Below are 25,514 nucleotides of genomic sequence, written 5' to 3'. Positions count from 1 at the left end.
GCAGATGGCTATTTATCTAATTCTTTTACCTTATTTTGTCCAGAAATCGCCTTCATTGCGTATAACCCGTTTTTTTATCGGTTGGGTGCGGTTTTGTTAATTATGAGAATCCTTCTTAGTATCATTTTCACTGTTTTTCGCCTTAGCTACTTGTTGGCTGACGGATCTCAGGATGTGGCGCCTCTTAACGACGCAGATTATTCCCCATCTTTCTACAGAGATTATTTTCATGAGTTGAGAAAGAAAGCGAACAGGGATAGTGTGATTGTATGGCTGAAAGGCGAAATCGTCAAGCAGGAGCAGGTTAACCACACAGCCAATAGTATCAATTTGCAAATAATACTCGGCCAGCTAAGGCGGTCTGTGTCGAGAACAGATGCTTATTTAGATCTTGAGAACGCAGTGAAAACTGCTGAGAGATTGAATATGTATTATGAGGCCGCACTGGCTCACCTTGAAATAGGTAATGTATACAATTCTGTGGGCTCCAAAGAAGAAGCGCTGCAACATTTTTTATTAGCGGCAGAGCTTTCGGAACGAAACGATTATGCTGATCAGGCCTTCCGGGGGTACTATCATGTAGCTAATCTTCACTACTCGTCCGATAACTATCAAGAGGCTATTGAGGTGCTCAATAAGGGGCTTGGCTTTTTTTCTACTGAAGAATGGATGGGGCGGGACAAATTTACAACGATGGATGTGGTGAGTGCTTACAACACTATGGGGCTCTGCTATTTTGCACTTCAAAACTATTCGGAAGCTATTGCGGCCTACAATAAAGGATTGATGGCTGCGGAAAAACGAGGAAGTGACTTTTGGGTTGGTCTAATTCACGGCAATATGGGTAGCGTTTTCTTTGAGCAAGGCAAACTCGATTCAGCTGAAATGCTTGTCAATATTGATCTCCTTGCAAGTAAAAAGCACAATGCCTTCCGCAGTGTTGCAGCCGACTATGTTTCGATTGGTAGAATATACCAGGGTCGCAACGATCTTTTAACCGCCCGAACATATTTTGACTCGGCTTATCAGGTTGTAACGGAAAACAAAATGCTATATGCCAGTTACTTCAAAAGGAGAGCGGAGTTGGCATATGCTATGCAGGATTATAAAATGGCCATCGATTTCAAAAATACCTACGATGTGTTGGCTGACTCATTAGAAAAGTTGAAGAAATCTAAGGAGCTTATTTTACTTCAGTCAAATAATGATTTCAAAACCAAGCTCGAGACTTTGCAGCTTCTGGAAAAAGAAAATGAGTTAAAGGACAAGGAGCTTGAATACAAGAATGTGCTCATATATGGAGGCACTTGTGTTACAGTGCTCGCCATCGCATTGCTTATTGTCCTGATCAGAAGCAATCAACTGAAAATCAAACTTAATAAAGAGCTTGAAAGAGAAGTTGAAAAGAGAACCAGGCGACTGGCCAGTACGGTGAAAGAGCTTGATACTTTTATTTATCGGTTGTCGCATGATTTCAGGCGCCCACTTACTACATTAATTGGGCTCGACTCATTAGGTCGAACACTTAGCAAAGACCCAGACACAAGCGAGCTGTTTTCTAAAGTGGGAAAGACCGCTAAGCAAATGGATAGGATGCTGCTAAAGATGACATATATCCACGAAGTCAATACTTTGGAGCCAACTATTGTTCAGACAAACTTGAGGGAAGTTGTGGAGGAAGTGATCAATGGATTTGATGATGACTTCTCGGCCTTAAAAATGCAATTGATTGTAGAAGTGCCTGGTGAAATGACCGTTGAAACCGACACACGATTTTTGCAATTGATACTGACTAACCTTTTGGAAAATGCTTTCATTTTTACCGATGAGGGAAAAAAGCGAAAGATTATCAAGATAAGTTCCAGATTAACTGAAAAGGGATGGAAGATCTTGATCAGCGATAATGGCGTAGGTATTTCACACGAAATCAGAAGTAGAATATACGAGCCTTTTTTCAGAGGCAGCCCAATTTCTCAGGGCAATGGCCTTGGCCTCTATTTGGTGAGGAAGGCCACAAGAAAGCTGAAGGGAAAGGTAGTTGACTATAACGGCGACAAGGGAGAAAGCATCTTCATGCTCGAGTTCTTCGTCTCTTGATAAGACTTTCTGCCTTCATTACTTTTTTCGAACCAGTTTAATGCATGCTATAGTTGGGGCTTGCCTCAGGCTGTGAGTTGCTTTCAGAAACCTAATTACGAAATATTTCGTAGAACTTCTTGCGAGTTCAAAATCAGTTCCTATATTTGAATTACGAAACTATTCGTACATCATAGAAATCACAATGAGTAAGAGCACACCGACAGATGCTGAACTAGAGGTACTCAACGTCCTTTGGGCAAAAGGCCCCTCTACAGTTAGGGAAATCAATGAAATGCTGAGCCAGGAGAAGGAAGTGGGATACACCACCACACTGAAGATCATGCAAATTATGACGGTGAAGGGCTTGCTCGAAAGAGATGAGAGTAGCAGAACCCATGTGTACAAGCCCCTGATGAAGGAGAGCGATACGCAGCGAACTATGATGGATAAACTTCTCAATTCGGCTTTTGGGGGCTCGGCTTCCAAACTTGTGATGCAGGCACTTGGCAATAATAAAACAACAAAAGCTGAGCTGGATGAAATCCGCAAGTTTCTGGATGACCAGCTGGAAAACAGGAAAGGAGATAGAGAATGAACATGCTTCAACCTTACTTATCCGACACACTGGTGCAAGCCCTTGGGTGGACATTCCTTCACTCTTTGTGGATTGGGGCACTGTTAAGCGTCATATTTCTTGGAGTGAGATGGATCATGAAGTCTTACAGTGCGCAGTCGAAGTACCTGGCAGGACTGTCATTTCTTAGCTTGCTCCCCGCCATTATGCTGCTCGTTTTTGTTTACACTTTTAACGAACTGGCCCAGTTGAGCTCTTCCGATACGCCGGAGATGGAGCTGGGCACGACCCAGCTGGCTGAATTTACCACAGGAGCTGCTGATGTTGAATCACAATCGGCTGAAGTACCATTTTATGTAGGATGGCTCAACGAAATCAGGACTTATTATTTTTACAAATACCATTCGTTTCTGGTCACTGTTTGGCTTCTTGGAATAGCCTTGCTGTCAGCTCAAAATATTGGTGGCTACCTCTATTCAGGCAGGCTTCGCAAGCAGGGACTTTTAGAACCGGGCGATGAATTGATAAAGGCGTTTAATTCATTGCTCAAGACTTCCGGGGTGAGCAAGAGCGTTCTTCTTATGGAGTCTCTTCTTGTAAAAGCGCCTGTGCTTGTCGGTTATTTTAAGCCTGTAATTTTGCTCCCAATCGGTCTGGCATCCAGCTTGTCAGTCAGTGAAGTGGAGGCTATACTTGCCCATGAAATAGCTCATATTCGTCGCCATGATTTCCTTGTCAATATTCTGCAGTGCTGCGTGGAGGTACTTTTCTTTTATCACCCTGGTGTTTGGGTCATTGGTTCAGCCATCAGAAGCGAAAGGGAAAACTGCTGTGATGATATAGCCGTCCAGCTAAGTGGCAACAGCATGAGCCTGGCTTTGGCACTCACGCATGTGGAAGAGTGGAAACTGACCAGCAATGTGGCTTTAGGATTTTCAGGCAACAAAAACTCATTACTCAATAGAATAAAAAGGATAATCAACGACAAAACAATGAAAGCACAAAACAGAGACGGTAATTTGCTGGCGATAGCCATCATTGCCGGTCTTTGCCTGAGCACGCTCACGGCATTGAAAGGAATCGACTATGAAATAGTCCAGGAAATACCCGCTCAGGAGGAAGTGGCGCAGGAACCATTAGAGGTGGAGCCAGCGATAGAGATGACCGAGCCTGTTGAGTCCAAAGAGCCCCTGGCAATCGCAGAAGTTGAACCCGTGGAAGAGCGTGAAGCCGTTGCGGCGGTGGTAAACGCTGACACGTTGATTCAAGGAGAGGCTCCATTGCCGGCGCTGGCCCCGGTGAGCGGTCGGGCTAGTATGCTCCCTTTACCAGGAACTCCTCCTTTGCCTCCAATGGATGCGGTTTTGCAGGCGGGTTCTCCCGACATGTACTCTCTGGCAGCCCCGAGAGCCAGGTGGAGCTATTCATCGTCCGCCGACAGCAGATGGAATGTGGTGGCGTCAGGCAGCGATACCGTCGTGTGGGATGCGCCGGCGCCAGCCGATACGGAGGAATTTGCGATGCATATGCAGGATATGGCCCGGGAAATGGCACATATGCAAGAGCACATGGCGAGGGAAATGGCCGAAAGGGCTGTAGAAATGAGCAAGGCTGCTGAGAATATGTCGCTTCACCATGAAGAAATGGCATCAGAAATGGCCAGACATCAGCAGCAGATGGCCGAGGAAATGGCTGAACGACACAGGGAAATGGCAGAAAAGCATGCGTTAATGGCGCAGGAATTTGGTGAAAAACATCAGGAAGAAATGCTGAAGCATCAGGAGGAAATGATGAAAGAGCAAAAAAAGATGCTTGCGATTCAGCAGACTGAAATGAAGAAGATGGAAGCCGAAATGAGAGTACACGAGGAGAAAATGAATATCTTCGAGAAGGAACTCAGGTCAGAACTGGTGAAGGACGGTATTATCTCTTTGAAGGACGACCATTTCAAACTGAGGATTAATGGGGAAGAGCTGACAATTAATGGAGAGAAACAGTCCGCCGAGACCTACAAAAAGTACCGGAAATTCATCCAGGGGAAGCTTGGCGATAGCTATCGTTTTGACGCTGATAGCAATGAAGAGATGAATATAAGCTTTAGTTTCTAGTCTTGAGCACGAGAAAACAACGCTTTCTTGGCGATATGATGTCGTTGATTTTCTATGACAATGTTATTTGAGTCCCTAAATAATTCTTCTATGAAAACATTATTCGCATCGTTGCTCATAATTGCTGGCACTACCTGTTATTCTAAAAGTGGGAATGATTTGGAAATACTTAACAAGTTTATCAGGGCTAATAATTCAGGAACTGAAGAAGCTATTGGTGAATTTATTAAAGAGACTTATGAACCTCATCTTTTTGAAAAAATTGATCTAGAAAAGCACATTGACTTTTACATGATGATATCAAAAAATTTCGGCCACCTGAACACTATGGTTTATAAAAAAATTGAAGAGAATCCGTTAAGACTTGTTGTTCATCTTATTAAGGAAAGTGAAAGTGTATTAAACAAATCTATTGATCCATCGGAGATATTGGTGGTGGAAATCGACTTGAATAAAGACAACCCGAAGTACCTAAGTCGCGGTCTTGGATTGGGAGCGTTGGTATGTGAATTAAGAAAGGAATAGTATTGGTATAATCGAAAAACAGTAATGAAGAGCTAGCTATTATAGGTTAGCTTTTTTTTTTGCATTTATGTTTTTTCTTCCTGGGATAGTGTTAAAAAAATTGAGAAGTCAATGCAAGGAACTTGTTTGGTTGCCGTTTGTATAGACTAAGGCACCTCCGCCTTATTTCCCTTGGCTTGTGACAAAATATAATTCTAATTTTGAGGCCGGAAGTTCACCTGGCCTTATCTTTTGATCTAAGTTTTCACGCACCTTTGTAAAAAGTGTTACTCATGCGCATAGCAACCACCGCAGTATTCTTTCTGTTTCTAAGTGTTTCTTCAGCATTGGCTCAAACTCAAAGCGACCCCAGGAGTCTGTCTTATTATTTTTCGGATGTAGAAATGCACGTCGATACGATGGTGTATTCGTGGAAGAAAAATTCTCAAATCATTCAAAACAGACGCCAGCTGCCGTTTGCTTACGACGAGGAAAATGAGGTGGCTGAATTTTATTTGAGATTTAGTCAAATTGGTGACAGCAACAACCTGAGACTGGCGCCTTCAAAAGACTATGAGCTGATTGACTCTTTGTTGGTTTATCCCGGCTATGCTCGTTTCAAAGTGAGGTTTAGAGGGCTTACTGAGAGTAATTTCCTCAAGTTTACCTTTGAGGTGAGTACTGATACTTCATCCTATCAGCTAACAGAGCTTCCATTGTTCCCATACACCCAGACCTACGTTGAAATTTACCCTCCTGCCGATGAGGTGTTCATTGGGGAGGAAGTTTCGTTCGACATAACAACCAATAATGCCGGCAATATCGTTTACGATAATCGCTGGACTTCGGGGCTTCCTATTAACTATCGAATCGACAAACAAGGTAGCCAGCTTGTTATGTCCATTGTGCCAAGAAACCTCGGGTATCAGCAAGTATCTATCCCTCTGCTTGTTCGGAAGCCGATTTTGACGTCGGAGGGATTTTCTTACCATTTGCAGCCACTTGAGTATACATTTCAGGTGAAATCAGGTCGGCTCGTGTTTCTGCAAATGGATAAGCAGGAGGTCACACCGCCCGATGACAATACGGAGCCTATTGAGATTCTTATAGACAATAACCGAAACCTTGAGCTGGGCAAAACCTACCGGGTAGAAAATCAGGAGGCGCAGGGCGGTCCGCTGATTGCTGAACTCTACACCAAAAGCAGGCTTACCACCAATAAGATTCTCTGCCTGATGCGGGTGTACGGCAATCACCGAAAGTCGGCGGGCTATTTGTACATCAAAGACGGGGACGAGGCTAAGTTTGTGACCAACGTGGATATTACACCTAAGACTGATATTCAAACTATCTATGTTCAAAGAGAAGGTAAGGATTGGCAGGCGGGAAACACCGTTTATCCCGGAGAGACGGTTTCTATTAAGCTTGAAGGTCAGGGACTGCACAAGGGAAATTTCTTCTTTCAGGGAGCAGATAATTTATTGCTCGATTCGCTGATCAGAAATGAAAACATGGCCGTTTTCCGGATCAAAGTACCTGAGACGACATCGTCGAGGAAGATTGAGATTTTTAACCACAGGGAAAATACGGGAAAATTTCTGACTGTGACTGAGTATCAGAGGGCCCGCAAGTTTGACTTCATGAAACTTGATTTCGGCAATGAGCAACTGCAATTGGACGAAATCAACAAGCCGATTTATTATGAAGGCACTATTACCGACCTGGTGTTGGCATTCGATCGTTCTAAAATCGACCGGCCCGGAGACCTCAACGGAAAACAATATCTTAAGATTGATGTAAAGGTTAGTAACAAGCAAGGCAACCTGCTTGAGATTTATAAGTTCGATCAGGTGGCGGTGTGCCCTGGCGAAAACTCACCCCGATTCGGGAACTATAGTCAAACAGACTGTCAGTCAGAGAACATCAACTTCAATAATTACTTATCCAGAAAGACTTACGATCTGGACGAGTGGTCAAAAATAGAAATTGACATCAGTCATGTGAATGAAAAATATCCCGGGCAGCAGGTGTCCAAGAAAAGGATCACTATTTACCTGAAAAGAAATCACACATTCGATGTTGACGTGTCTTTCCCTGGGGGACTTTTGATCTTAAAAGCTGGCAGTGAGGATTTTGCGAATTTTGGTGGCATTAGCTTTGCCATGATTGCTCAATTTAGTTTTTATCAGGAAGGGAGGATTGCCAAAGTGAAACCATATAAGCTGGGAGCAGGCTTCATTGCCATTAATGCATTTAATTTCTCGGAGGCAGCACAGGCCAACAGAGACGTAGGGCTAGTCGTGATGGGATCCCTCTATCCGATTTCCAGTACCAACAAATTGACCTTCCCTTTGTATGTTGGGTTTGGCTACTTAATGAAGGAGGGCACATTATTCTCCCTGGTAGGGCCGGGAATCAGGGTGCAGTTTTAGTGCCTGCCTGTTATTTGCTTCAGGTGGTGGAGCATATGAGCGTGGTAGTCTTCGATAAGAAATTCAAGACTATGGAGTTCAACAGCTTCCTTGCCGGTGTTGCAGGTGTTCCTTAGCGCTGAGGCGGGAATATTTCTGACTGTCCGCACAAGCTGCTTATTGATAAGCAGCCAAAGCTGTTGAAGCTCGTTGATATCGGCCGACTGGTAGTTTTGGTGCAACACCCATTCATCCTGGTGGTAAATTATCTTGTTGTCGGGCTCATGTTGACTGACAATGAACCGACGAAGGTTGTTTTGAGCGCTATCGATCAAGTGCCCAAGTATTTCTTTTTTGGACCACTTTTTGGCTGTAGGTTTTTGATTCCATTCGTTATCGCTGATGGACGCAAAGCTGGCATATCCCGCCGCAATTGCTTCTTCTATGTCGTCTGCAATTGTCATACAATTTGTTTCTTTATGTGGCTCCGTCTTTTAGCTTCTTTTCAATACGTCGGTCGGGAATGAGCCACATTAAAGCCACCAGGCCATAAATGCCGCAGGCGATCCACTCATTGATAAATGAACATCCGATTGCAATTGTATAGAGCACGGGGGAGGCCTTGCCTTTGGCATCGCTGCCGAGTGCCTTGGCTAATACCGAGTCTTTTCCGTTGGCTTTGATAATTTTTATTTGCAAAATGAAGTAGGAGACTGCTGCCATTAGAAGCACAAAACCGTACAAGGCGACGGGCACAGGCGCAAAATGATTTTCGCCCATCCAGCCGGTAACAAAAGGTACAAGTGACAGCCAAAACAGCAGATGAAGGTTGGCCCAAAGGACGCCACCGCTTACTACTCTGGCTGCGTGTAGCAGGTGGTGGTGATTGTTCCAGTAAATACCCAGATAGATAAAGCTCAGAATATAGCTTACGAAAACAGGGAACAATGGCTTGAGCGAAGCAAAACTGGTTCCATGTGGTACTTTCATTTCCAATACCATGATGGTGATGATGATGGCCAGCACGCCATCGCTAAATGCCTCAAGTCTGTTTTTGTTCATGCTTCAAAGAACGTGAAAATTGCTACACGTGAGTCCCCCGTAGCGGCGGTGCTTACTTTACTGGTTTCAGGTTTTTCAAATACCTTGTTAGCTGACTAATCTGTCCATCTCTTTCTTCACGAAACTGCAGCCTCAGTAACTTGTGAACTTTGCCTGACTTGGTACTCAAAAACAGTTTATAAATATAGTCGGTGTTGCCTTCCTTGAAGGCACTCACATCGGAAGAAAGCTCATTTTTCTCACCATAAAGGTCATAGATGTCGTGGATGGCAACTTCGTTTCCGAGGATAATCCCTTTTTTGATATAGACAGCCTCTTCATGGATATTAAAAGTTATCATCTTAGGGAACTTCCATCTGTCGTACAAAATTGGGACGAGCAGTAAAAGCAGGACTAAAAGAAGAATTGTGGGGTTTACACCAAATAAAAAAGCAAAAATGGCGATTGTCAGCGATACCTGGGATTCAAGCTGTTTGCCAGAGGACATCTTAATTGTGATGGAGCCAGTGTCGTAACTAACAACGTATTTGTTGTCGTTGAGCATCTGCACCAGGTGTTGATCCAATTTTAACATCTATTTCTTCAGTTGGCCACTAATCTGTTCTCTTTGCTCTAGGAATACTGAATGAGCCGGTTTGCGAACTAAAAATACCTCTTTTGGAGATTTGATTACATTATACGTAGAAAAAATGGAAGTATGGGGACAAACGCCATCGTTATATCCAAAAGAAAACCAGAAGGGCGCACCAACTTGCCTTTGGAGCGAAGGGCGAAAAATCAGGTTTAAAACGAGTAGTAGATCTTTTCTCACGTAAAAAATGAATCTGGAACTCTAAAATAAGACAGAAATATAAGAATGCCTATAATGGCGGTGTTGCAGGTAGCCAACTGACTAAGTGAGACATTGTTCATATAATGGTCGAAATGCTTTGGCAGAAAGTGCCTATATTGGGTGTGTGCTTTATTAGCTTTTTTAGATTGAAAGCCAACCAGAGAATAACTATGATGAATAAAACCCTTTCCACAATTTGCCTGCTTTTGTGTGCTGCTTCGATGTTCGCTCAGGACTTGAAACCTTTCGAATTGACGGATACCTGGCTTGCTGGAGTTGATAAAATTGCCCCTGCTTCCACCACAATCTCAGTGAAGAAAAAGAAGAATATCCTGATATTCTCTCTACACACCGGCTTTGAGCACTGGACGATTCCACATACAGAAGCTGTTGTAAAGCTGATTGCTGAGAAGAGTGGTGCGTTTAAAGTGGTAACCTCAAAAGACATAAGCGTTTTTGAAAAGGACAATCTAAAGAATTACGACGCTGTTGTACTCAATAATAACTGCTCAATAAGTGATGAACGAAATATATTCTGGGACGTGTTGAAAAAAGACAGCACGCTTACCGAGCAGGTGGCACGCATGAAAGCAAAGCAACTGGAAGACAACCTCCTTAGCTACGTGGATCGTGGTGGTGGATTGGTGGTGCTGCACGGGGCCATAACAATGGAAAATAAGTCAGACAACTTCAGCCAGATGGTAGGTGGGAGTTTTGACTACCACCCGAAACAACAAAGCATTGCCGTGAAACTGGTGGATCCAAAGCACCCAATGGTTCAGGCATTTGGGGGTGAAGGGTTTGAGCATGTAGATGAGGCCTATATCTTCAATAATGCCTATTCACAGTATAACTTCCATCCTTTGCTGTATATGGAAGCGGACAAAATATCAGGGCTAAAAGAGCCTATTGGCGACAATATCAAGTATATCTCGTGGATCAAACGGTATGGCAAGGGTCACGTTTTTTATTCTTCGCCCTCTCACAATGCCCAGGCATTTGAAAACCCAAAACTACTGAGATTCTTCCTGGATGGAATTCAATATGCTGTGGGAGATTTAAAATGTGATGAATCGCCGATTAGGTAATTGGACAGGACTATTTTTTGCCACCTTTTCTATTCAAGCCCTTTGTCATTCTCTCAAAGTAGTCTTCCATGCTTTCTCCGGGCTTGATTGGTAGATTTTTCAGACCATCTTCAACGATATCAATCAATAAAGTGTAACGGCTAAAGTTTGCCTCCAACACACTTTTGTCGTTGGTTTCCCAGTATTGTCCTTCATCTGACAAAACAAAGTCTTCGAGATATTTCTCTTTCAGATATTTCAATAAGTGAATGATCACTTGGTGGGTATGAATTCCGGCAAATTGCGTTTTTGTGGAGAGATGGTAGAGGTACTTCTTTTCATCTTCATCTCTCTGTTCTCCAAAGAATTTTAGCGCAACTGGGGTACTCATCCGCCCATTAGATAAAAAGGATACCCACACTGGTTCACAGTTTGGCGGGGAGAAGGCAACCCCATAAAGCTCACCATCGACCAACTGTCCTTCATCGTCTTGAACAGGAAACTCCTCTTTGAAAACAGATAACTTCCATTGATAGATATTGGTGATGTCTTTTATCTCTTCTATTAAATTAGGCAAAGATGCTCTGTTACTTATTCTTCCGCTATAGTGAATGGACAATCCCATGGAGGTTTAATATCAGTTTAATCTGTCAGCTTTCAAAGCTTCAAAATCCCAAATACCCGACTCCTTACTTATCCACCCTTTCTATAAATTTCCCGGTAGCTTTCTCTTTTAGGATCAATTTTTTGGCACCATAGTGAGTCATTTCTTCTTTCACCAGGTAGTGGTCAGCGTCATATTCTACCAGGTGGCCGTCTTTAGTCACACCAGTCTTGCCACGCCAAATATCGAGTTGCACTGGTTCCCATTGTTTCGTTTTGGCAGACTTATAGCAAGCGTCTAGGATACAGTTGACCACATAGCCGTCGTAAAACGTTTCCTTGGCTTCCCTGCCCTCTTCTATGGCATCGAACATGTCCATGAACATGTGGTTGTAGCCCAACTCATTCATTTCATCTCCAACCGGAAACAGCCAGCCGGTATTGCTTTCTGCTTTTTCAGCTACATAATCTGCCCCTTTGCCGGTGGTGAACATTTCGAAGCCGGTGCGCAAAAAGCTATTGATCCAGATGGTGCCTTCGGTGCCCATCACTTCGTCTCTCAGGTCCATGCCGCCACGGAACGTCCAGCTGACTTCAAATTGACCAATAGCACCGTTTTCGTACTTCACCAGGGCTATGCCATGGTCTTCTGCATCAATAGGCTTTACCTGGGTATCGGCCCAGCACATCACTTCCACCGGCCTGATGTCTTTGCCGATGTAGCTGCGGGCAATTTCCACGCAATGACAGCCCAAGTCGAGCATACAGCCGCCACCGGCCTGCTCCATGTCCCAAAACCAGTTGCTGTGCGGCCCCGGGTGCGTTTCTCTCGACTTAGCCCAAAGGATACGGCCCAGTGCGCCATTCATTACACTTTCGTGGGCTTTGATGTGCTTGGGTGTGTACACGAGGTCTTCGAGGTAGCCGGCGAAAATACCTGCCTTCTCCACTGCTTCCAGCATGCGTTTGGCTTCAGCTGCATTTCGGGCCAGGGGCTTCGTGCAGATGACCGCTTTTTTATGTTTGCAGCAAAGCAACACGGCTTGCTCGTGGAGGTTGTTAGGGAGTGCCACGCAGACCACATCCACTTCGGGGTGGGCAATAGCCTCTTCCATATCTGTCGTCCAGTGTTTTACGTTGTAGTCCTTGGCAAACTGAGTGGCGGTTTCCTCTCTGCGTGCATATATGCTTACCACCTTGTCCTTGTTGCGGTAGCCCTGAATGGAGTCAGTGTAGAAGCGGCCAATAAAACCGCCACCAAGCATAGCTAATTTTCTCATCGTCGAAGTAGGTTAAATGTTCATTTCAAGATTCGATGAAGGTCTGTCAGGGGACGAGCCCCGGATTTTTCAGGCAGACCTTCGAGTTACAAGATAGTTGCTAGGCTGCCACTTTTACCTCTTTCTTCTCTCTGAAGAAAAGGATAAAATAGACCATCACACCAATGGCGATAAAGGCAGGCACCCACCAAATGCTTGTCCAGTCTTTCACTCCGCCAGTGGTATACATGTCCACTGCGTAGCCTGAGAACCACGTGCCTATCGTCATGCCTACGCCGTAAGTGGCGAAAGTGAAAAGCCCCTGGGCTGCATTCTTGATTTTTGCGCCCGCTTTCTTTTCGGTATACATGTAGCCTGTGACGAAGAAGAAGTCGTAACAAATACCATGAAGGATGATCCCTGCGTAGAGCATCCACATGCCAGCGTCTACATTTCCGTAAGCAAAACACACGTAGCGGAGAATCCAGGCAGCCATGCCGAGTAGCAGCATTTTCTTTACACCGATACTGTTGAATAAGAAAGGTATGGCGAGAATAAATACTGCTTCAGACACCTGTCCCAGGGTCATTTTGGAAGCGGCGTTTTCCATCCCTACATCGTTCAGGAAGGGGTTGGCAAAGCCGTAGTAAAACGACAGCGGGATACACACCAAAATGGCAGCGATAAAGAAGATCAGGTAGGGTTTGTCTTTGAAGAGGACGAAAGCTTCTGTACCCAGTGCAGCTGAGGCATCTTCACCACCCTTTGGTGGCGTGTTGGGTAGCATAAAACTAAATACGCCGAGTACAGCAGAAACTACAGCCGCCATTACGAAGGTGGAAGGCGTTTTTTCAATCCCTAGAAAGCCAATCATTAAGCCAGCCACAATCCAGCCGAGGGTTCCAAACACTCTGATCCAGGGAAATTGCTTGCCTGGATCCGTCATTTGCCCGAAGGCAATACTGTTAGAGAGGGCGATGGTAGGCATATAGAGCAACGAGTAGGCCATAATGATCCAATAGAACGACGAGTTGTCAGCCACCTGGGTGGCGAGGAAAAGCAATGCCGCTCCCAGTAAATGAAGCACTCCCATGATTTTTTGTGCGGCAAAAAACCTGTCGGCTACCATGCCCACGAAAAACGGCGAGATCATGGTGGCGATGGCCAGGGCACTGTAGGCGGCACCAATGTGGATGCCCGTTGATCCCAGGTGTTCTGACATATATGTGCCCATGGTTACATACCAGGCGCCCCATACAAAATATTCGAGGAGCATCATGATGGAAAGTGAAATTCCGGTAGTTAGCTTCATTTGTAGCTGAGATGTTAGTTGTTAATAGTTAATGTTTTGATGTGTAGTTCTACTTTGTGACAACCTCTTTTTCCCAGCCTGTTTCTTTTAATGCGGGGTCTTTTTCCTTTTTCAAGAAATCGGACTGGGTAGTAGCTCCGACGGCTGCTGCCTTCATCAGTGCATCATCTTTTACCATTGATATCGGCTCACGCCATCCCAGAGAATCGTCGTTGTAAGCTGGGTTAGAAAGGGAGTTGTAGCAAGAAATAAGTGACCAACGGGGGCTGTCAGATGTGTTGGCTTCCGACCGGTGCAAAAGATTGGGATGGAAGAAGAGCGCATCACCTGGCTGCAACTCCACATACATATGCTCCAGTGTTGCCAAAGCGTGATCCACCATGACCATGTCTGCTCCCACCTGCTCGCCTGTGAAGCCGTGATTAACACGACCCATTTTGTGTGATCCTCTGATGATCTGAAGACAGCCATTGGCCTTATTGGCTTCGGTAAGCGCTATCATTACGCTGGTGAGCTGTTCCGGATATAGAAACTGGTTTTTGTACCAGTAGCCATAATCCTGATGCCATTCCCAGGCACCGCCAACCTTAGGCTCTTTTTGCATGAGTTTAGAATGGAAATGACAAACAGGGGAAGGGCTATCAAGAAGTTTCTCAACAGACTTCACCATTCGCTCACTTCGCACCAGCAAGCTGTAGATATCGTCGCCGGGCTTAAACCAGAGGGTTAGCCTGGTTTTCTTGCCGGTTTGGTCATTCAAATCGACAGCATTCTCTTTCATTACCTGATCGCCGGTGGCCACCTTGTAAAGTTTATCTATTTCGGCCTTGCTGAATAAATTTTTGATGATAACGAAGCCATCTTGTTGATAGGAATGAACTTCTTTGTCTGACAAGACACGTGCCATGGGTGTAAGTTTTGGGTGTTCAGTAGTAGCTAATTTACAAACAAAATGATGGATTGGAGTGCCAGCCAGATAAATTCTGTGACAGGTATTTTCTACTGGCTGTGTAAATACATCAATGGTAAGCGAGCGCTGGTTCGGTGGATTCCCCGGATAATTTTTGTTGGCACCAGCGAGTAATTCTGCTATCTTCCAATTTCAATTATAACTCACCTACTTTTAACCATGTCGATATTCATCATCCTGCTTTGCATCCTCGTGCTTGTTCTGCTAATCACCTGGGGCAAGGTCAACCCATTTCTGGCCTTTCTTGTAGTTTCCATTGGTACCGGTTTGGCACTTGGCATCCCCCTTGAAAATGTGGCGGGTTCTGTGCAAAAGGGTATCGGCGGCCTCCTGGGTGACCTTGTTATAGTGATTGGTCTCGGTGCCATGTTGGGTAAACTGGTGGCGGAAAGTGGTGCTGCGCAAAAAATCAGCCAGGTACTGATGAACTCCTTTGGAGAGAAAAATATACAGTGGGCATTGATGGCTACCGGCTTTGTGGTGGGTATTCCACTGTTTTATAATGTAGGCTTTGTGTTGCTGGTGCCGCTTATTTTCTCAGTGACCTACCAGTACAAGCTGCCTGCAGTTTATATAGGAATTCCGATGCTTGCAGCGTTATCTGTGACTCATGGATTTTTGCCGCCCCACCCGTCACCCGCTGCATTGGTTGGTCAGCTGAATGCTGACATGGGCCTGACGCTTTTATACGGCTTCATTGTGGCAGTGCCGACCATCATTGTCGCCGGGCCAATTTTTGCCAGGACACTGAAGGGGATCGACGCCAAGCCGCTGGCCACTTTTCAGGCAAAGCCCTTGCCTGACGATCAGCTTCCAAGTGGGTTCACCAGTTTTTTCTCCGCACTGCTACCAGTAGTTTTGCTGGCCGGTGCGGCACTTCTGAATAGATTTGGTGACTTTTCGGGAGGAACAGCCAAAGTGGTCTCTTTCTTTTCTGACGCCACTATTGTCATGATTATTTCGCTGGCTGTTGCCACCTATTCCATTGGGCTTGCTTACAAAAAGAAAATGAGCGAGGTGATGGGCTACTACACAGAGGCCATTAAAGACGTTGCACCCATTCTGTTGATTGTTGGAGGAGCAGGCGCTTTAAAACAAGTATTTAGCGATAGTGGAGTGAGTGTTGAGATAGGAGCTTTGTTACAAAACATGGACATTCACCCTCTGATATTGGGTTGGATGATTGCCGCTTTTATCAGAGTATGCATTGGCTCGGCTACGGTGGCTGGATTAACCTCTGCCGGTATTCTAGCTCCAATTATGCCACAGCTCGGCGTGGACCCTAACCTCATGGTGCTGGCGGTGGGCGCTGGCAGCCTGATGTTTTCACACGTCAACGACTCTGGCTTCTGGATGTACAAAGAATACTTCAATGTGAGCATCAAAGACACCATTCTTTCCTGGTCGCTGATGGAAACGGTGGTTTCGGTGGTGGGTATGGCTGTGGTGTTACTGATCGACTTGTTTATATGATTATCATTCAGTGTACAACTGAGAATTTTGAAACTAACAATTGAAAATTGGATATCGAATGACTGCTGACGAAAGATTTGCCCAGCTAGGCCTTGAATTACCACCGCCGCCCGCTCCAAAGGGAGTGTATAAGCCCTACTTGATTGATGGCCGACACCTCTATGTATCTGGTCACGGCCCGGTAAAAACAGACGGCACCCTGATCTTTGGCAAGGTAGGAGGTGAGCTGGATATTGAGGAGGGGAAGCTGGCCGCCCAGCAGGTTGGTTTGACGATCCTTTCGACAATTAAAACCAATCTTGGTAGCTTAGACAAAGTAAAACGAGTGATTAAAGTACTGGGCATGATCAATGGAGTGCCAGCATTTGACAAACATCCTTATGTAATCAATGGGTGTAGCGAGTTGTTTGCCGAGGTGTGGGGGGAGGAAAATGGCATTGGAGTGAGGAGTGCAGTAGGCATGGGTATGCTGCCTGAGAACATCCCGGTGGAAATTGAGGCACTTTTTGAATTGAAATAACTGAAGGAGCTATGAGTAGTGAATGGTATACAATTGACAACATAGATGAGCTTGATTCGCCAGCCATGGTGGTGTACCCTGAACGGGTGCGTGAGAACATCAAAGGGGTGAAGGGAATGATTGATGATGTGGACAGGCTGCGGCCCCATGTGAAGACCAACAAGGCAAAGGAAGTGTGTAAGATGCTGATGGATGAGGGCATCAAGAAGTTCAAATGCGCCACCATTGCTGAGGCAGAAATGCTGGGGATGATCAGGGCGCAGGACGTGGTGCTGGCCTACCAGCCAACCGGACCGAAGCTGGCCAGGTTTATGCAGTTGATCAGGAAGTATCCAACCACCACCTATTCCTGCCTTTATGATAATGCGCAGTCAGCGCAGGACATATCTATTGCCTTTGCCAATCAGGGACTCCGCATCAACGCCTATATGGACGTGAACAATGGTAACGACAGATCGGGTATCATACCAGGCCCGGAAGCTGTCGCCCTTTACGAAAAAGTAGCCACGATGAAGGGCATCGTGCCAGTGGGGTTTCATGTATATGACGGTCAGCATCGGCAAGTTGATATTGCGGAAAGAACCAAAGCTTGCAACGCAGCTTTTGAGGCGGTGGAGAAACTTAAGACAGATATTCAACAGCTCGGTTTTCCTGAGCCTGTCATCCTGGCTGGTGGCTCACCAACATTCCCTGTTCATGCGCAGCGAAAGGATGTAATATGCTGCCCCGGCACTTTTGTTTATTGGGACAAGGGCTATAGCGATATTTGCTCAGAGCAGCCTTTTGTGCCAGCTGCCCTCGTCGTTTCCCGGGTGATTTCCCTGCCCACAAAAACCAGGATATGTACAGACCTTGGGCACAAGTCCATTGCCTCCGAGAACATTCTAACCAACCGGGTTCACTTTCTCAATGCGCCTGACCTGAAACCTGTGAGCCAGAGCGAGGAACATCTCGTGCTGGAAGCGGGAGAAGGACATGGTTACAAGGTGGGCGATGTATTGTACGGGCTGCCTTTTCATATTTGCCCAACCGTAGCACTTTATGAAAGAGTTAATACAGTGCAAAAAGGGAGAGTGAACGGCGAGTGGAAGGTGATAGCCAGAGATAGAAAGATTGAGGTGTGAGTTACTTGTCAGCCTCCTCAACTGTCGGTAGGCGGTGACTTGGCTTAGTTCTTTAACTCCGCTAACCTCGATTTTATTTCTTCGTTGGATGGGCTCAACTCGAGCGCCCTTTTGTATTGGGCAATTGCCTTTTCTGTTTCACCAGCCTGCCGGTATCCTTCAGCCAGGCTTAAATAAGTGATGTGTGAATTGGGATAGCTCTCTGCGCTCAGTTCCAGTATTTTTATGGCATCAGCTATTCTTTCTTCATCTTCCAATAAATACATGCCGACCTGATTTAATAATTTACCTGGCGGAGAAAGCTGGCCTCCCATTCTGCCCGACAGGGCCTCGTAGTGTTGCCTGATCGACTCACCTGTCGAGCCTTTTATTTGATAGAGAGGATACTTGTACCCTTCAAAAACGAACTGAATGCCATCATACAAAGTAATTAGCGGAATGGAATAGTGGTCTTCATGCTCGTAGAAGTGGGTTTGGTACCTAAGGCCGGCTAAATGTAAAGTGTCCAGTGTTCTGGTAAAAGCCTGCACTGCTCTTCCCAGCCTTCCGGCTTCGATGCCCTCGTTGAAGGGATTGTTGGCCTGGCCAAAGTAGATGGAAGAGGTAAAGGTTTCTTTCTTGGCTAAAAGCTCTTTAGCCCTTTTTATCAACACCTGATCGTCCCACCACAGACTTGGGTCAATAGCGACAAACCCTTTAAATGAATCGTTCTCAAGGAAAGTATCCACAGCAAACAGGCCCGAATACGAATGTCCGACAAGTATCCGGCAGTTGGTTGTCCGGTAGGCAATGTCAACCGCAGGCAGGAGTTCTTCTTCAATAAATCGTCGGAATTCGACTGCGCCAGATGCGGCTGCTTCGTTAGCGTAATTGGGTAGCATATCCCTACTTCGGTCGGTGTTTGGAATGCCGATTACGATCATCTCCGGAATTTGCTCTGTACCGCCCGAACTCATGGTTTGTACCATGCTGGCAGACAGTTGAAATAGCCGTTCTCCATCCAACACAATCATGACCGGGTAGCTTTTATCGATGTAAAAGTCATCGCCCCGGTAGGACGCAGGCAGGCTGACCATATACTGTCTGGTTTCACCGAGCACCTTCGAATCAATTGAGTAAGCTCTCCCAATGACAATATCTGTTGCAGGTTGGCCATTTAAATTAAAGAGGCTGAACGAAAGGAAGAGAAGGGTCAGAGCTTTTTGCATCACGTAAACAGGATAGGTTCCTTTGGCTATACGTAAGCACATGATGCAAGGGTTATGCTTCTGGCAAAAGCGAAGCTGCAACCTCTAACTATTTTAATGTCACAATTTTCGGAGAGTTCATCAGTTCAGCTCCGTGCAAATTTCCAGTGACGTTGTAGAAGCCGGTGTCGCTCCAAAAGACAAACCCTGCCAGCTCAGGGAAGGTGTTTTCGAGCTTGTTTAGCACATCCAGGCAATCTCTCGGAGCATCTTTCTCGCCTCTGATGCCTAGTTCTGCCCACCAAATTACTTTATCGTGATTTTTTTTCTTCTCAACTGCCCAGTCGTACTCGGTAAACACCAAGCCGGTTCCGTAGGCTGATTTTCCAATGACATCTACATAGGCATCGCCTGGGTAGTAGTCAATCAGGGCACCTTGCCTCTGTGTGGTATGGTAAGCCCAAATGATGTTTTTCAGCTTTTTGGTATTTGCGAAGTAGTCGTGAACCAGTTGGTATAGCTTAATAGCATGTTCAGCCCCTTCTTTGGCATGCCACTTGTTCTTATCGTCGCTTTCCACGAAAGGCGTGTAGACAACCGGTATTTTCTGGTTTTCCAGCCACTGGAGGTTGGCTGCCATGCGATCCATTTGTTTGTAAAAATTTGATTTAGTCGGATTGTCGCCGTCGGCGAAAATAGGGTCGATGTCAAGTGGGTCGTTCCATTTGCCCCCGGCGGGGTTGGCATACCAGCTATAAATTCCCACAATCATTCCTTTGTCCCACATTTTCCTGGCTGCGTTGTTCCATTCTTCGTCGGTAAATGGATTGTCGTCAAAGTCGTAGGTGATGCAGCCGTACCGTGGTATTTTTCCCGTGTGGTCGTACACCTTTTTGATCCAGTTGCTTTCATCGTCCATGTCAGGATTTTCATTGTGTACCCAGGTACCCACCTGACCAAACAAGTAGGTGCCATGACCGAGACTTTTCATGTATTTGAGTATTTTTTTCGTTGGGCGGGAATGACCCTGATAAGCGCCGAACAAAAGCATTAGTAGAAAGAAGAGGATGTGTGCTAATCTCATGATCTATTTTCGAAATGTAAATTGAAGAAGGGTATCGTCATGAAAATACTCAAAAAAATAGAAGTCCAGCCTATTCTGAATAATGAAAGCTCACAAACTTCGCTGACTCCGAAGCTTGAGGGTGCCAGGTAATGCTGTAATTAGCGTTTATTTTTCCTGTGCTACGTCCCAGTCAATCTCGAACCTCTCTTTCAGGTAGGGCTTCAAGGGGCCTAAGCCGATTTTGGCTCTTCGTTGGTCCACGGACTGGGGATTTTCAATAGGGTACGGTGTTTTAACCAGGTTTTCAAATTTGATTTGGGTGCCGTACAGTTGCTCCTTTCCTTCTTCCACCAGCAGGCGATCCTGCATTTTGGCAAACCGGAGAGGTTGAGCCTCACCTTTCTCAAAGGCTTCCTTCAGTAACGGAAAATATTTTGACCGGAGCTCATAGGAGCTATGATTGATAATAAGCGCCGCACCAGCTGCGGCATATTCTGTTACAGCACTTGCAGTAGGCCAACCATATTTGTCGAGTAGCTGTAGCAGCGTCTCCTGGTTTTCCTTCATGTTCCTCTCCTCCATGGCCAATACCGGGAAAATGGAGGGCGAACTGAAGTGCCCGCCGTTCTGAATGTACTTTCGGCGTTCGATGTTGCCGACATACATAAAACCCTGGTCTTTGATGATCATTTTGAATAGCTCCCGAGCGAAGGGCTCGTTTTGGATTGCCCCGTTTTTTGCCTCATACTTTTTGATTTGCCCGGTTTCCATCTCTTTCCATCTGGGGTCGTCGATCAGGCTTAGGAACTGAGGGTCATACAATACTTTCAACGTTTGGTCCTCCACCAGCGCACGATCCAAAAAGTAAAATGCTGTGTCCCTCATTTGGGTTGTCCACAAAAGGGCGCATGTGGAAGCAATTTCATATGACAGCTCAGGTGTGGGGTTGGCAAAATAAGCCTGGCCGTATTTTTCGAGAGCCGGCGTTAATAAGCCGATGCTTTTAAGACTGTCGGCTTCTTTAGTTGATTGTTGACCAATTGTTGCGTGCTGTACACAAATGCTTAATAAGAAAATAATTGATTTCTTCATGTTATTTTGAATTTTGTACTGGGGCAAGGGTACAAATATTTACATGGGTAAACAGAAGAAATCGGTGAATGACGACTCTGCAGCCGGATTTAGCGAGTTTGCGTCAGCGTTTGAAAACGGCAGATTGATGTCCAATGGCCGTTGAGCCTACCTGAACTGCCTGGCGATTGACAACCCCTGCCCTTTGGCATTTTCCACAAACAGCCCTGCGACAATGTCGGCTCCTGTCACGTTCAGATGGGTGGAATCTTGTTTTGTGTCGGTGAAGAGAAAAATGTCTTTTGATTTTTCCGGCCCCAGGCCTGACACCAGTTGGCGGGTAAGCGCTTCCATGTTCACATACGGTGTCTTAGTTTCCCGGGCGATTTGCTCCGCAGCTACGATGTAGTCGCCATGGGTATCTTTCAGGTTACCTTCTGCATCAAAATGGCGCCTGACAATGGACGAGCAAACGATGGGAATGGCTCCTTTTTTTCTCGCTTCTTCAATGAACTTGCGGATATTGTCCTGATAGCTACCAAAGGGCTCGGTATGGCGGGCGGTGTCTGTTTTTTCGTCGTTGTGGCCGAACTGTATGATGACGTAATCTCCTTTTTGTAGGCTATCGAACACCGATTGCCAGCGGCCTTCATTGATGAAGCTTAGGCTGCTTCGGCCGTTAACCGCATGGTTGTGGACTTTGGTTTTCTTAGTGACAAAATCAGCCAGCCCCTCCCCCCAGCCAAGTTCAGGATAGGCTTTGACAGACTTTGGTGCCATAGTGGAGTCACCTATCAGCAGATGTTGATTGTGCCCGGATCTTTCGATGAGAGGAAAATGCAGCTGATTGATAGAGTCAGAAAGATTTTTAGATTTCTCATTTTTCGTCAGTTTGTTTCTCTGCACCCACCATCTGGCCAAGTTTTTCCCCGCCAAGCAAATGCATATGCAAGTGAAAGACAGACTGCCCGGCATCCTCATTGGTATTGACAGACAGGCGGTAGCCAGTTTCCGCAATTCCTTTTTCTTTGGCCAGTTTTTTGGCGACCAGCATCATCTTGCCGAGCACGATTAAGTCTTCATCCGTCGCATCATTGATCGTGTAAATTTCTTTCTTAGGAACAATCAACAAATGAACTGGCGCCTGTAACCGCAGTGGTACAAAAGCGATAATGTCATCATCCTCATAAACGATATCGGCGGGTAGTTCCCTATTTATGATTTTAGTAAACACTGACCCTTTTGCTATTTTTTCAGCTTTTTGTTGCTGATAATCAGCGCTCTGACTCCATCCCGTTGACGAGAAGAAGAGTGCCAGTAAAGTAAAAAAGACTATTTTCTTCATAAGAGATTTGGGTTGTATCATAAGGCTACTCCACCTTCATCACCTTCGCCGCAGTCAGGTAAGGATTGTCGAATGTCACTTTGTCGTCCGCTTTTTTCCCTGGGATAAGGAAAAGCCTGGCTGACAGGGCTTTGTTGGTGTATTTGAGGGAAAGAGAAGCAACGTCTGTAAAGATGCGTTCGACGGTAGCTGCTGAGGTGCTGCCGGCAAGAGGGATGACGTCCAGCCCTGTGCCTGAAACGGAAGAGAATAACAAAAGCTCCTGCACGGTATACCGATTTTCGTTGGCTCGTTGTGCCAATACTTTGTCTTCAATGACGGGCAACATGAGGCCGGAGTAGCCGCAGGTTTTAAGGTCAAGGCTTTTGATGACATCTGTGACCAGGGAGCAGGCGCTTAGTGTGGAGGGCCCACCGAAAGGCTGCTTTGTCAGGGTTTCGATAGCCGTGCCAATGCTGGCATCCAGTCCGGGAGCCGGAGACGTATCGATGCCATCGTACTGCCAGCCATAGGTGAAAGATATTTTTGTAGCGAGGGCCTGCACGGGTAGGAACTGTTTTTCCAACTCGGCTTTTAGGGCTTCTCTCGCATTGACCATGGTCGATTTCGAGAATACTTCTGTCAAAAGGTTGGGGTACTCAAGCCCGACGGCGAAACTATTTACTCCCGAATGAAAGGCGGCTGGAAAAAACGGAATCCCAGCTGGACAATTGGCTGAAGCAGTAAATCGGAAGTTACCTTCGCCGCCTTTGCCCACTTTAGCGACGGCTACCACTATTTCGGCGGCGGCTTTGATGCCGTTGCGATGGATACCTAGATCGGTGGAGGAAACGGGCAGGCTGAAGTTGATTAGATCAGTTTCTCCGATGAGTTTGGCGGCCCAGCTAGCGACTTCTGCACTATATTCGTTGGGTGGAAGCACTGCCCCGATGGCAAAAGATACATCATCTCTCTGTGCGATTTCATCAAATTTCTTCAGGTAGGGCAGGGCCTCGTTCAGTGTTTTTTCGCCGAGGTACTCATACAGGTTCTGCGTAGCAATTCGGATGGTTTGCACCTCATAGCCAGCATTGGTGTAGTCGGTTCGGGCCTGTTTCAGGAATTCGACCGCTTTGATCACCGAGGTAGTATCCGAGAGGCTTTCTACGGTAATGCCCGCTGTGATGGTTCTGACTCTGAAGAGGTGAGGATGCTGGCCGTAGGATACCAGTGCCAGGAAAGCAAAGCCAATAGAAAGTAGTAAGCGAAACATGGGATAGGGTTTGGTGGAGTTAAAGTTAACAAAGAAATGGATAGCCAAGGCGAATTTGGGATGCTATACACACTTACTCTATCAGTGTTGTTTGAAACAATTTGGCTGGGAGCCGTTGTTAATAAGTAGGTAGAGAAAATTCATCGCCTGAATTATTCAATGTAAACCAGCAAACACATGCAGTATAAAGAAAAAATTAAAGCCATCAATTGGCTAGCCCATAATGTAATTCAACTTGAGATACCTAAGCCAACAGAATTTGAGTTTAATGTTGGTGACGCCGTTGAAATTAAAGTGAATAACCAGGAGCCTGGGCCTTTTACCATAACAAATTTGCCTGGCGAAGGCAGGCTGGAGTTTGTGATTCGTGTTTATGCAGAGCACCACGGGAAAACGGAAGCCCTTAGTCGACTCAAGCCAGGTGATGAAATCAGCTTTACCGAGCCCTTTAATACTTTTCAGCCTCAAAAAAGGGCCGTTTTTTTGGCTGGTGGCACAGGCGTTACGCCTTTCATTGCTATCATGCGGTACATGCAAAAGCAGGATACGCTGGCTGATTGTTTCCTATTCTTTTCCAACAAAACCAGAAAAGACCTGTTTTTGGAAGAAGAACTGACTGACATGTTAGGCGACCACTTCCAAAATATCATTGCCAACGACAAGGATGACCCCGACTACTATGGAAATATCGACGAAGCGTGGCTCAAAAACCACATCGACGACCTGTCGAGGCCTGTACTGGTGTGTGGCCCTCCGGCTTTCAATAAGGCCATGGCAAAAGCCCTGAAAAGTATTGGAGTGAAGGAGGGGCTGATTGATTTGGGGAGTTAGTAAGCACGACAAGTGAGCAGCCGCTTATGTGCTGAATTTCGGTTGCACCGCCTTGTGCCACACATTCATGTCTTCCAAGCCCGAGAAAATATAACAATTGTTGATCAGCGTGCCCCCGTAGCAATATCCCAATTGATAAAAGGCCTTGTTCATGGCATACGATTCCGCTCTGGCAATAGTGTACAGGCACTGGATGCTGTCAACAGCCAAAACCTCTTCCAATTTTGACAAGAGCTTTTTTATGTGTCCTTTTCCCTGGGCTTCCGGTAAGGTGCCGCAGTCGGTCAGCTCGGCATTGCCATACTGTGCATTTATTTCAGCGGAAGCGGCACTTACGATTTTGTTTTGCTCCCGAATGACCACATACTTTGTGCCATCCTGCATGGTTTTCAGGATGTAGGCCGACTCATTGACGGGCGTTGGGTACACGTGAAAAATAGCGGCATACAGTTGCGCCAGTCCATCTGCATCTTCCACGGTAGCCACGGAAACGATTTGCGTATCAGTTTTTCTGGCAATAGCAGGCTGGCTCAGTATACTTTCAATCATTTGCTGCTCCTGGTAATGCCCGGGATTGCTACCTCTGGTTGGCTTTTGATACTTTGCCAGAAAATGCATATCTACTCCCTGGAAATACCCTTTTATCAGGGCTTCTTTTGAATAGCCATTTGATAGAAAAACCGGCAGTTCCTCTTCCCGTGCCTTGACGATGATTTTTTCTACCCAACTATATTCAGACCGGGCAATGAGTGTAAGCACTTCCTGAGCGTCGCCGGAATAGTCGTCGATCCTGATTCTTTTGTTGAAAGAATCGGAATACAAAGTGATGCTGGCTGAGCCATTTTTGATGATTGAATTCATGGA

Annotated in this window: 24 protein-coding genes; 10 read left to right on the top strand and 14 right to left on the bottom strand. The window is 45.9% G+C overall.

Going from position 1 to position 25,514, the window contains the following annotated elements; genetic code table 11:
- Positions 1 to 102 precede the first annotated feature (102 nt).
- The 5 genes from RIG68_RS17290 (at position 103) to RIG68_RS17270 (ending at position 7,697) form a co-directional block, all read left to right on the top strand.
- A complete protein-coding gene (locus RIG68_RS17290) occupies positions 103 to 2,097 on the top strand; it encodes a tetratricopeptide repeat-containing sensor histidine kinase (protein WP_350124965.1) in 1,995 nt (664 codons plus the stop codon).
- 184 nt (positions 2,098 to 2,281) lie between these two features.
- On the top strand, positions 2,282 to 2,674 hold the full coding sequence (locus RIG68_RS17285) for a BlaI/MecI/CopY family transcriptional regulator (RefSeq protein ID WP_350124962.1): 393 nt from the start codon (positions 2,282 to 2,284) through the stop codon (positions 2,672 to 2,674).
- On the top strand, positions 2,671 to 4,761 hold the full coding sequence (locus tag RIG68_RS17280) for a M56 family metallopeptidase (protein ID WP_350124959.1): 2,091 nt from the start codon (positions 2,671 to 2,673) through the stop codon (positions 4,759 to 4,761). Before RIG68_RS17285 ends, RIG68_RS17280 begins: the two co-directional genes overlap by 4 nt.
- A 90-nt stretch (positions 4,762 to 4,851) precedes the next feature.
- Positions 4,852 to 5,286: a hypothetical protein gene (locus tag RIG68_RS17275; RefSeq protein ID WP_350124956.1), complete on the top strand. Its 435-nt coding sequence runs from the start codon at positions 4,852 to 4,854 to the stop codon at positions 5,284 to 5,286.
- A 272-nt stretch (positions 5,287 to 5,558) separates the two neighbouring features.
- The gene (locus RIG68_RS17270) at positions 5,559 to 7,697 is read left to right on the top strand and encodes a hypothetical protein (RefSeq protein ID WP_350124953.1); all 2,139 of its coding nucleotides are present in this window, start codon (positions 5,559 to 5,561) and stop codon (positions 7,695 to 7,697) included.
- On the opposite strand, the gene RIG68_RS17265 is transcribed toward RIG68_RS17270, so the two are convergent.
- Genes RIG68_RS17265 through RIG68_RS17255 form a run of 3 tightly spaced genes read right to left on the bottom strand, consistent with a single transcriptional unit; the run spans position 7,694 to position 9,312 of the window.
- On the bottom strand, positions 7,694 to 8,140 hold the full coding sequence (locus RIG68_RS17265; protein ID WP_350124950.1) for a DinB family protein: 447 nt from the start codon (positions 8,138 to 8,140) through the stop codon (positions 7,694 to 7,696). The genes RIG68_RS17270 and RIG68_RS17265 overlap by 4 nt on opposite strands.
- A 13-nt stretch (positions 8,141 to 8,153) precedes the next feature.
- Positions 8,154 to 8,738, bottom strand: coding sequence for a TMEM175 family protein (locus RIG68_RS17260; protein WP_350124947.1), 585 nt, complete (start codon positions 8,736 to 8,738; stop codon positions 8,154 to 8,156).
- 52 nt (positions 8,739 to 8,790) lie between these two features.
- Positions 8,791 to 9,312 carry a hypothetical protein gene (locus RIG68_RS17255; protein WP_151997062.1) on the bottom strand — a complete coding sequence of 174 codons (522 nt, stop codon included), beginning with the start codon at positions 9,310 to 9,312 and terminating at the stop codon, positions 8,791 to 8,793.
- A gap of 428 nt (positions 9,313 to 9,740) precedes the next feature.
- Between RIG68_RS17255 and RIG68_RS17250 the strand changes: the two genes are divergently transcribed.
- Positions 9,741 to 10,658 (top strand): ThuA domain-containing protein, encoded by a 918-nt coding sequence (locus tag RIG68_RS17250; RefSeq protein ID WP_350124944.1) that lies wholly within the window; start codon positions 9,741 to 9,743, stop codon positions 10,656 to 10,658.
- Positions 10,659 to 10,668: 10 nt separating this feature from the next.
- Here RIG68_RS17250 and RIG68_RS17245 read toward each other — a convergent pair whose 3' ends face one another.
- From RIG68_RS17245 to RIG68_RS17230, 4 genes are all read right to left on the bottom strand, one after another.
- Positions 10,669 to 11,256, bottom strand: coding sequence for a hypothetical protein (locus RIG68_RS17245; RefSeq protein WP_350124941.1), 588 nt, complete (start codon positions 11,254 to 11,256; stop codon positions 10,669 to 10,671).
- A gap of 70 nt (positions 11,257 to 11,326) precedes the next feature.
- Positions 11,327 to 12,520: a Gfo/Idh/MocA family protein gene (locus RIG68_RS17240; RefSeq protein ID WP_350124938.1), complete on the bottom strand. Its 1,194-nt coding sequence runs from the start codon at positions 12,518 to 12,520 to the stop codon at positions 11,327 to 11,329.
- 100 nt (positions 12,521 to 12,620) lie between these two features.
- Entirely contained in the window at positions 12,621 to 13,811 is a 1,191-nt protein-coding gene (locus RIG68_RS17235; protein WP_350124935.1) for a nucleoside permease, read from the bottom strand.
- Between the two features lie 49 nt (positions 13,812 to 13,860).
- On the bottom strand, positions 13,861 to 14,718 hold the full coding sequence (locus RIG68_RS17230) for a phytanoyl-CoA dioxygenase family protein (protein WP_350124932.1): 858 nt from the start codon (positions 14,716 to 14,718) through the stop codon (positions 13,861 to 13,863).
- Between the two features lie 222 nt (positions 14,719 to 14,940).
- On the opposite strand from RIG68_RS17230, the gene RIG68_RS17225 reads away from it, so the two are divergent.
- From RIG68_RS17225 to RIG68_RS17215, 3 genes are read left to right on the top strand one after another with little or no spacing between them, the layout of a single operon-like run.
- Positions 14,941 to 16,254, top strand: a complete 1,314-nt coding sequence (locus tag RIG68_RS17225; RefSeq protein WP_350124929.1) for a gluconate:H+ symporter — start codon at positions 14,941 to 14,943, stop codon at positions 16,252 to 16,254.
- 58 nt (positions 16,255 to 16,312) lie between these two features.
- Positions 16,313 to 16,774 (top strand): RidA family protein, encoded by a 462-nt coding sequence (locus RIG68_RS17220; protein ID WP_350072064.1) that lies wholly within the window; start codon positions 16,313 to 16,315, stop codon positions 16,772 to 16,774.
- Positions 16,775 to 16,785: 11 nt separating this feature from the next.
- On the top strand, positions 16,786 to 17,898 hold the full coding sequence (locus tag RIG68_RS17215; RefSeq protein ID WP_350124926.1) for a D-TA family PLP-dependent enzyme: 1,113 nt from the start codon (positions 16,786 to 16,788) through the stop codon (positions 17,896 to 17,898).
- Positions 17,899 to 17,942: 44 nt separating this feature from the next.
- Here the strand turns inward: RIG68_RS17215 and RIG68_RS17210 are convergent, their stop codons facing one another.
- From RIG68_RS17210 to RIG68_RS17185, 6 genes are all read right to left on the bottom strand, one after another.
- Complete coding sequence (locus RIG68_RS17210) at positions 17,943 to 19,148, bottom strand: alpha/beta hydrolase-fold protein (RefSeq protein ID WP_350124923.1); 1,206 nt, start codon at positions 19,146 to 19,148, stop codon at positions 17,943 to 17,945.
- A gap of 46 nt (positions 19,149 to 19,194) precedes the next feature.
- A complete protein-coding gene (locus RIG68_RS17205) occupies positions 19,195 to 20,169 on the bottom strand; it encodes a glycosyl hydrolase (RefSeq protein ID WP_350124920.1) in 975 nt (324 codons plus the stop codon).
- 147 nt (positions 20,170 to 20,316) lie between these two features.
- Positions 20,317 to 21,243 (bottom strand): DUF6624 domain-containing protein, encoded by a 927-nt coding sequence (locus tag RIG68_RS17200; protein WP_350124917.1) that lies wholly within the window; start codon positions 21,241 to 21,243, stop codon positions 20,317 to 20,319.
- Between the two features lie 147 nt (positions 21,244 to 21,390).
- Positions 21,391 to 22,128: a rhamnogalacturonan acetylesterase gene (locus RIG68_RS17195; RefSeq protein WP_350124914.1), complete on the bottom strand. Its 738-nt coding sequence runs from the start codon at positions 22,126 to 22,128 to the stop codon at positions 21,391 to 21,393.
- Entirely contained in the window at positions 22,100 to 22,567 is a 468-nt protein-coding gene (locus RIG68_RS17190; RefSeq protein WP_350124912.1) for a histidine triad nucleotide-binding protein, read from the bottom strand. The genes RIG68_RS17195 and RIG68_RS17190 overlap by 29 nt, the downstream gene beginning before the upstream one ends.
- Before the next feature lie 25 nt (positions 22,568 to 22,592).
- Positions 22,593 to 23,819 (bottom strand): DUF711 family protein, encoded by a 1,227-nt coding sequence (locus RIG68_RS17185; RefSeq protein ID WP_350124909.1) that lies wholly within the window; start codon positions 23,817 to 23,819, stop codon positions 22,593 to 22,595.
- A 177-nt stretch (positions 23,820 to 23,996) separates the two neighbouring features.
- On the opposite strand from RIG68_RS17185, the gene RIG68_RS17180 reads away from it, so the two are divergent.
- The gene (locus RIG68_RS17180) at positions 23,997 to 24,650 is read left to right on the top strand and encodes an FAD-binding oxidoreductase (protein ID WP_350124906.1); all 654 of its coding nucleotides are present in this window, start codon (positions 23,997 to 23,999) and stop codon (positions 24,648 to 24,650) included.
- Between the two features lie 24 nt (positions 24,651 to 24,674).
- Here RIG68_RS17180 and ablB read toward each other — a convergent pair whose 3' ends face one another.
- On the bottom strand, positions 24,675 to 25,511 hold the full coding sequence (gene ablB, locus RIG68_RS17175; protein WP_350124903.1) for a putative beta-lysine N-acetyltransferase: 837 nt from the start codon (positions 25,509 to 25,511) through the stop codon (positions 24,675 to 24,677).
- Positions 25,512 to 25,514 lie beyond the last annotated feature (3 nt).

Origin of the sequence: Imperialibacter sp. (genome assembly GCF_040222385.1) — a bacterium.
In the GTDB taxonomy this organism is placed as follows: Bacteria; Bacteroidota; Bacteroidia; order Cytophagales; family Cyclobacteriaceae; genus Imperialibacter.
The sequence above is the reverse complement of the archived record's forward strand: the minus strand, read 5'-3'. Positions and strand labels throughout refer to the sequence as shown.